Source organism: Methylophaga sp. UBA5088 (genome assembly GCF_002414625.1).
GTDB lineage: Bacteria > Pseudomonadota > Gammaproteobacteria > Nitrosococcales > Methylophagaceae > Methylophaga > Methylophaga marina.
Genome location: NZ_DIAC01000057.1, coordinates 1 through 5,465 on the forward strand (window position 1 = coordinate 1; position 5,465 = coordinate 5,465).

5 protein-coding genes are annotated in these 5,465 nt (G+C 41.7%); 2 read left to right on the forward strand and 3 right to left on the reverse strand.

Going from position 1 to position 5,465, the window contains the following annotated elements; translation table 11 throughout:
* Positions 1-354 precede the first annotated feature (354 nt).
* On the reverse strand, positions 355-1,551 hold the full coding sequence (gene tyrS, locus B4K20_RS07665) for a tyrosine--tRNA ligase (protein ID WP_289282467.1): 1,197 nt from the start codon (positions 1,549-1,551) through the stop codon (positions 355-357).
* A 132-nt stretch (positions 1,552-1,683) separates the two neighbouring features.
* Between tyrS and B4K20_RS07670 the strand changes: the two genes are divergently transcribed.
* Together B4K20_RS07670 and B4K20_RS07675 are read left to right on the forward strand one after the other, a co-directional pair.
* Positions 1,684-3,261, forward strand: a complete 1,578-nt coding sequence (locus B4K20_RS07670) for an OapA family protein (RefSeq protein ID WP_289282468.1) — start codon at positions 1,684-1,686, stop codon at positions 3,259-3,261.
* Between the two features lie 6 nt (positions 3,262-3,267).
* A complete protein-coding gene (locus B4K20_RS07675) occupies positions 3,268-4,389 on the forward strand; it encodes an anhydro-N-acetylmuramic acid kinase (RefSeq protein WP_289282469.1) in 1,122 nt (373 codons plus the stop codon).
* On the opposite strand, the gene B4K20_RS07680 is transcribed toward B4K20_RS07675, so the two are convergent.
* Together B4K20_RS07680 and B4K20_RS07685 are read right to left on the reverse strand one after the other, a co-directional pair.
* The gene (locus B4K20_RS07680; protein WP_289282470.1) at positions 4,365-4,769 is read right to left on the reverse strand and encodes a glycine cleavage system protein H; all 405 of its coding nucleotides are present in this window, start codon (positions 4,767-4,769) and stop codon (positions 4,365-4,367) included. The genes B4K20_RS07675 and B4K20_RS07680 overlap by 25 nt on opposite strands.
* On the reverse strand, positions 4,756-5,465 hold a 710-nt coding region (locus tag B4K20_RS07685; RefSeq protein WP_289282471.1), incomplete at its 5' end, for a 4-alpha-glucanotransferase. The genes B4K20_RS07680 and B4K20_RS07685, both read right to left, overlap by 14 nt.

The window sequence follows — 5,465 nt, forward strand, 5'->3', positions numbered from 1 at the left end:
TTTGTTAAAGAGCGTTTTGTTGCCGATGTTCGCTGCAACAAAGAAGCGAGAATTATACAGCTCTCTGCCTGACTGTCAACTTAATTTTTACGTTTTTGATACTGTGTAAACTTTAAATCGCTTGCCGATTGACTTAGCCCCGAAAGGCTCCCTCATCAGCAAGAGGAGCGCATTCTACAGTGAATTGAGGAGACGTCAACAGGAAGATTTTCCCTTTGACATCTCTATTGACGTAGATGTCTGAATTACTGTGTTTTTTTAATTGCTTTTTTGCATGCTAAGCTAGAGATTCGCATAGTATATCTATGTATAGAGCAGAATATCCGCTTTGCAGAAATGCATTCTGCTTATTATTTATTTAAGCGTCACCCAGGCAATTTTCTTTTTACCTGCTTGGATAAGATACTTTCCTGTACTCAATTGGAGAGTGGGCTCTACAACACTCCAGTCAAGTTTCACACGGCCGTTATTAAGCATATCTTTCGCTTGTGCTGAATTAGCTACTAGGTTGGCTTTGTTGATCACGGCTCCAATTGCCAACTCGACCTGACCATCCAGTTCAATTTCTATTTCTGGTGTTCCCTCTGGCACCTCACCTTCTGTAATGACGTTACCTGCACCTTTATGTGCATTGGCTGCCGCTTCTTCTCCGTGAAATCGTGCAACGATCTCACGTGCCAGCTCAATTTTGACATCACGCGGGTTTGCTCCTTGTTCTACCATTTCTTTTAAGCTGTCTATCTCTTTAATAGTCTTGAATGATAGTAGTTCATACCAGCGCCACATGAGTGAGTCTGGAATAGACACAATCTTCTGAAACATTGTGCCAGGGGCTTCGGTGATACCGACATAATTACCCAAAGACTTAGACATTTTCTTCACACCATCCAAGCCTTCTAATAATGGTGTCATGATCACGACTTGAGAGTCCTGCCCTTCCGCTTTTTGTAATTCACGCCCCATTAATAGGTTGAATTTCTGATCTGTTCCCCCTAACTCGACATCAGCTTCCAGTGCGACAGAGTCATAACCCTGTACTAATGGATAAAGAAATTCATGAATCGATATAGGCTGGTTCGCTTTAAAGCGCTTCTTGAAGTCATCTCGTTCAAGCATGCGTGCCACACTTAATTTACCTGCCAACTTAATCATGAAGTCAGCACCTTTTTCATTAAACCATTCAGAGTTGAAACGTATTTCCGTTTTCTCAGGGTCTAAGATTTTGAACACCTGTTCTTTATATGTCTTGGCATTTTCTTCAATTTCTTCAGGAGTCAGTGGTGGCCTAGTTGCACTTTTCCCAGTTGGGTCGCCAATGAGTCCAGTGAAATCACCAATCAGAAAAATTACGGTATGTCCCATTTGCTGGAATTGGCGTAGTTTGTTGATGAGGACAGTGTGACCTAAATGTAAATCAGGTGCTGTAGGATCAAACCCAGCTTTTATTCGCAGTGGTTTACCTGATGATAATTTTTCGACAAGCTCGCTTTCAACTAAAATTTCTTCCGCACCACGACGAATTTCAAGCATCGCATCATCTACAGGCATCATTTAGATTACTCCAAGTTCTTGTGTTTTATGAGGTCGGCAATATTATCACAACATACATAAAATAAGGGGTTCCAATTCTGATCAAATATTGAGAGAATTGGGAGAATTTTTAATTTCACCAAGAGTTTGCATATGAAACGTAATAGACTTTTGAACTCCAGAGCTGAATCAAGACTGTTCTCAAGTGACAAAAAATTCCATGGCAAACGACATCACTTCATCACCTTATCCATAGCAAGCATCGTTGGCGTCTTCGTGACCAGTATGGTTCTTGCCACCAGCACCCCAGTAAATACAGATACCAAATCACAAACAATCAACTTGCCAGGCCAAATTGGTAACGAACGTATTGAAACGTCTGATTCCCTGACAGAGCAAACAACGCAAATCACCTTAGCCCCTCCAACGACAGAACTAAACAATAACCCTCAAACTGACTTAGTAGAGGTACCTGATTTAGAGAACAAACCTGTTACAGATCCTGCTGAGCTCGAGCGAATCGCACTTGAAAAAGCTCATCTTTCTGAGCTAGACCAATCAAACGATGATAACGACATCGAAACTCCAGCGGATGAAACACTAACTACTTCATCCATAGAATGGAAGCAGGTTACAGTTCAATCTGGAGACAACCTGTCACTGATTTTTCCTAAAGTTGGCTTGTCAGCTCGAGATGTTTTCAATGTCGCTCAGACAGGGAAAGCGGTAAAACCGCTATTAAACCTAAAACCAGGACAAGAAATTCGCTTTGGTCTGAGTACTGATAACGATGGCAATACAGAATTAAAACAGCTTGAACTTGTTTTCAGTCCCATTAAAACCTTGCAGCTAACAGTAACTGATGATGGATACAAAGCAGAAACACTGACCAAAGAAACGGAAAAACGTCAAAAACAAGTCTACGGAGAAATTGAATCTTCACTATTCGGCTCAGGTTTAAAAGCTGGTCTGTCAGACAAACTAGTGATGGAACTAGCACATATTTTTGGATGGGATATCGACTTTGCTTTAGATCTTCGTCAAGGTGACAGTTTTAAAGTCATTTTCGAAGAAGACTATCTTGAGGGACAAAAATTTGATGATGGCGATATATTAGCCGCTGAATTTACGAACAGAGGCACAACGTTTCGGGCTGTCCGTTATACAGATACAGAGGGTAATACTCACTACTACACCCCAAAAGGTGAGAGTATGAGAAAGACATTTACCCGAACTCCTGTTCATTTTAGTCGAATCAGTTCTTTGTTTAATCCTAATAGAAAACACCCTGTTCTAAAAACGAGTCGCCCTCATCGTGGTGTCGATTATGCGGCCCCGACCGGCACACCAATTTTGGCCACAGGCAATGGTAAAGTCGAATTTATTGGAAATAAAGGTGGCTATGGCCGTGTAATTATCTTGTCTCACGGTGGTAAATACACACCGCTTTATGCTCATATGTCGAAATTCAAATCAGGATTAAAACGTGGCCAACGAGTAAAGCAAGGACAAGTGATTGGTTACATTGGAATGAGTGGCTTGGCAACAGGACCCCATCTACATTATGAGTTCCGTATAAATGGTGTACATCACAACCCTCTTACGGTTGCTTTACCAAAGGCTGAGCCTCTTAATGCTAAGTATATGGCCGATTTTAAACAAAAATCACAGACTCTACTTGTGCAGTTGGAATCTCTCAAGGTGCCTACACTGGCCATGAACCAACATTAAAATTCTATGAGCTTATATATTGGTGTTATGTCTGGCACCAGTCTTGATGGTATTGACGTATCGATCACAGACTTCAGTGATGATCAAATACAACTTGTTGCAGCGGAAACCTATCCGTTCAGTGAGCAATTAAGACGAGACCTTCATCAGCTAATCGCTACAGCGAGAACACATTTACATCAACTCGGACAGATTGATATCGCACTTGGTCATGCCTACAGTGAAGCAATCAACCAACTTCTTGATGAAACACAAATCCCGGCTAATCATATTGTCGCAATAGGCTGTCATGGACAAACTGTTTTTCACGCGCCTGATTGTCGATATCCATTTAGTATGCAGATTGGCAATGCCAATGTGATTGCTGAAAAAACAGGCATTACGACAATCACTGACTTCCGTCAGCGTGACATGGTTCTGGGTGGACAAGGTGCTCCCTTAGTACCCGCCTTTCATCAAGCTTTATTTCACTCTCATAATGAAAACAGAGTGATCGCCAATATTGGCGGTATTGGTAACATCACTATCCTGCCGAAAGATAAAAAAAACGTAGTGTCCGGCTTTGATACGGGTCCCGGTAATGTTCTGATGGATGAGTGGTACCAACAGCATCATCTCGATTTATATGATGCAAATGGTGATTGGGCTCGTGATGGCACTGTGGATGAGGAGTTACTTGATATCCTCATGATGGACAGTTTTTTTGGTCAAGCGATCCCCAAAAGCACTGGCAGGGAATATTTCAACCTGAAATGGCTAGCCAATATACTGACGCAGGTTGATAAAGCGATTCCCGCTAAAGATATTCAGAAAACATTATTGGAAATGACGGCACGTTCAATTACAGACGCTATCACTACCTATGCGAAAGACACAGATGCCGTATATGTTTGTGGCGGCGGTTCGCATAACGAAGTTTTGATGAATGCCTTGAGAAAACACTTGCCTGATATCAGCGTAGAGACAACGTTAAAACTAGGGCTTGCGCCTGATTGGGTTGAGGCTTGTGCCTTCTCATGGCTGGCCATGCGAACATTAGCTCACCAAGCTGGCAATCTTCCAGCCGTTACCGGCGCAGATAAGCCAAGCATACTAGGTGCTATTTATCCATCCAACATCAATTCATAGTCCATATAAGTCATAAATTGTTGTTCAAGCTTTACTTGTTTATCTATTCGTAGTTGGCATATCCAACCAGTACCAAATGGATCATGATTGATAAGGTTTGGCGTTTCATTCAGGGATAAGTTTAGTTTGGTGACCGTGCCAGTGAGGGGGGACAAGAACTCCGTTGCTGACTTCAAAGACTCAATCACAAACAATCTCTCAGCCTCATTGTATGTTTTGTTAGTTGTAGGCATTTGTATATAAGTAATATCACCCAGTAAATCCTGATAAAACTCAGTGATTCCTAAGGTTATTTCATCAGGGTCGAGTGTATTATCAATCCAAATATGCTGGGAGGTATAAAACCGTTTCAACTGATGGTTGTCGCTAGCATCTGCCATACAAAATATTCAATGCTTTTAACTTATTTGCATTATCTGAATTAAACATATCCCAGTTAAACTGCCATAACCAATTGCCTTCTATGGTTCCAGGAACATTCATACGATGTTTACCATCAAGTGATAAAACATCCTGCAAAGGTAGAACCGCTAGTTCGGATACTGACCTCAGGGCAGATCGAATGAATAACCAAGGCATTGATTCTGCAGTCTCGCCAAAATAAGCATGCACATGATTTTTTGTATGTTCATCAAGCTGATGATACCAACCCAGCGTTGTATTATTATCGTGCGTACCTGTATAGGTAACACTATCTTCACACTGATGATGAGGTAAATAGGGGTTTGAAGCATCACCCCCGAAAGCAAATTGGAGAATTTTCATACCTGGCATACCATATCTCTCACGCAGCTGGGTCACTTCATCAGTAATAATGCCCAAATCTTCAGCAACCAGTGGTAGTTCACCAAAATAAGCTAATAAGGAATCGAATAGCTGTTCACCAGGCGCAGGCTTCCACTCCCCATCTATAGCCGTTTCACAACTCGCAGGAATTTCCCAGCAGGATTCGAATCCACGGAAATGATCAATACGTATCAGATCAAATAACTCAAGTTGTGTTTTTAATCGTCGTTTCCACCAATCAAAATCTTGTTGAATATGGTTCTGCCATTCATACAAAGGGTTACCCCATC